The sequence below is a fragment of the Escherichia sp. WS1265 genome (assembly GCF_046487585.1).
Taxonomy (GTDB): domain Bacteria; phylum Pseudomonadota; class Gammaproteobacteria; order Enterobacterales; family Enterobacteriaceae; genus Escherichia; species Escherichia coli.
In genome coordinates, this window is sequence record NZ_JBJQJE010000067.1 from 1 (window position 1) to 2,207 (window position 2,207).

Consider the following 2,207-nt stretch of genomic DNA (forward strand, 5'->3'; position numbering starts at 1 on the left):
CGTGCATACAGCCCACACAATGACCCACATAATCACCCACAACTCAAAACACACAGCCCACACAATCACCCACACTTTAACCCACAAAAAAGACCACAACCCCATTGACACCCCACAAAACAACCCACACAAACGGCGAGTAAATCATTTTGCCGTTTTCGTGCCGCAGCCGTTCCGCGCAATCGACAAACTGGCAGTCAGGGAATCTCACGAAGTGCGCACTTATACAAACTCACCTTAGGTTCGTTTGTCGTGCGGTCTGCGACGCTCAAAAAACCGAGAAACGGCGGGAATTTTCGGGACAGGATGTGCAATTGTAATACCGTCACACGCGACGCTATCACAATTGCCATCTGGTCAGGGCTGCGCCCCGACACCCCGCTAGCCTGATTCAGTTTTATCTTTCGTCGGTGAGCGACGGTACTTTCTGACCTCGGTTTTCCACTCGAACGCGATTCGTGAACCGTCATCGTCGCCCTCGGAAATATCATCACCGATCACCATGTCGGCGTCAGTTTCCTGATCGAGTTTCAGCACGTCTTTGAGTGCGCCGCCGGTCGCCACAAAGCGGCGCTTGTGCGTCTGGCGGGTCAGTTCGAGGAACCATTCAGGATCGGCCACCATGTCAGCCGGCTTCGTGGAATATTTCAGGGTTTCGGCCACCGCACCGCGCACCAGTTCGGCGGTCGCGCAGGCCAGCGATTCGCCGCCCTTCGGCTTACGAGGTTTCACTGCCCGGACATCAACATTCGGGTCATAATCGACCCGCAGACACTCCCGCCAGAGTTCAACCCAGCGTTCATGCCTGACGTAACTTTTCCCATTTAGCATGCCAGGCGGCACCATCATCAGGGTGTGGAAGTGCGGGTGTGCGCTGCCGTCGCTCCCGCGGGTGACTTCCGTGGTACGTATCCAGCCCTGCACAGGCCGGAACTCCTTGCGAACCTTCATGCGCTGAAAAGCTGCATTCATCCGGTTCAGCATCTCGCCCAGCTCCCCGATCGCACAGTTGCGCACGGTCAGAGTCAGGAACATCCAGCGGGCATCGGGATAATCCGCCACGATACGCGGCAGGGACTGGTAGAAACGGGCTTGCCACATCAGGGAGCGCCTCCACTGGCAGACAGGACAATGCCGGACACGGCAGAAATGCGCCTCACGCAGCCTCAGACGCGTTTCTCCGGTTTCCTTGAGGGTAGACCACCCGAAACGCAGTAAACCACCACAGAGGGCCATACGCGCCCCGTAGCGCTCATATTCGGCTGCAAGCAGGTAAATCCCTCCCACGTCATCAGAAACGCTTCTGTGAGCGTCCCAGGGCGCATCTGAGGGGGAATAGTCCGTGAGGTTCTGGAGATCAGGGTTTTTCATGCGCACCACCCGATAGTGGGCGATGGCTCATCTGACGTGTTATCATTGCCATATCACCTGTTGTGTTAGTCGTATCACCAATTCGAATTCCTACAGGTGGTCACACCCCCGAACGATTGCCCTCGTTGCGGGGGTCGCTTTTAATGCGACCACTCCCGACAGAATAACTCCAAAACCATTTTCCGACAAATCCCCCTTCAGGCCTTGCGGCACAAGGGCTGGAGGCGAATTTGAATCCTAGAGTTATCCCTTAAGTATAAATACAAGGATCGCGCGCGAGATTCGCTTGAATTTTGAGCGGGATTTTCAGTAACCCAAAACACCCAACCCCACCCACTTACACCCATCTCATCCACAGACTTTCACCCCGATTTTGTGAACAACAAAAAAAACCGTCTTACAGGTGGTTGGTCTCACTGCGTGACACCAACCACCATCCCCAGTGTTTTTCCCGTGCCGTCGTCAATCACAAAATCGGAACCCACGCCGGAGGCGCGGGCCCCCGCGATTTTCTGTTTGACGAATCAGGGAACGGTGAACGGTACGCGGAATTTTTTCGCGTTCCGTGAGGCGTTGGCGGGGTGTCGGGGCGCAGTCCTGACCAGGTTCGTAGAACCGCACAGGGTTGCAAAGGGGTGTCCCCTTTGGCACAAGCGACGGAGCGAAACGCCCCGTTTTGTGTACGCCGCTTATCGTGCCTGTGTTTTAGGAGAACAAAAAAATGCCGTGCATACAGCCCACACAATGACCCACATAATCACCCACAACTCAAAACACACAGCCCACACAATCACCCACACTTTAACCCACAAAAAAGACCACAACCCCATTGACAC

At 55.2% G+C, this 2,207-nt stretch carries 1 protein-coding gene; it reads right to left on the reverse strand.

Annotated elements, in window-relative coordinates:
* Nucleotides 1-381: 381 nt before the first annotated feature.
* On the reverse strand, nt 382-1,371 hold the full coding sequence (locus ACJHX3_RS24715; protein ID WP_024136759.1) for a protein rep: 990 nt from the start codon (nt 1,369-1,371) through the stop codon (nt 382-384).
* Nucleotides 1,372-2,207 lie beyond the last annotated feature (836 nt).

Bases quoted from the DNA above. Each gene is read 5' to 3' on its own strand.
- ACJHX3_RS24715 (WP_024136759.1), bottom strand. From the start codon at position 1,371: ATGAAAAACCCTGATCTCCAGAACCTCACGGACTATTCCCCCTCAGAT.